1 protein-coding gene is annotated in these 240 nt (G+C 39.6%); it reads right to left on the minus strand.

All coding sequences use genetic code 11. The features are described from left to right. Window positions 1-240 (minus strand): hypothetical protein (locus tag RMT89_RS45185; RefSeq protein ID WP_315889557.1); only part of this gene is annotated, 240 nt, incomplete at both ends.

Below are 240 nucleotides of genomic sequence, written 5' to 3' on the forward strand. Positions count from 1 at the left end.
CATGCACGGTTTTTAACCTCGATTCTTTTGTCGTGCATTCTCCAAACAGGCACTAAGTTTCCGTCATCTTGTGGAGTATATAGAGCAATATTCCATAGAACACCACTTTTAAATTCAAAGAGTTTTTCACGTAATACTACTAATGGCCAAATTAAACTGTGAACCATTTTGTCAATGTCATCTTCGCTAAGCTCTTCGCCAGCGCTTTCTAAATTTCTCACCCGGCCAACAGCAAAGCTT

This window comes from Streptomyces sp. P17 (assembly GCF_032436805.1).
Classification (GTDB): domain Bacteria; phylum Actinomycetota; class Actinomycetes; order Streptomycetales; family Streptomycetaceae; genus Streptomyces.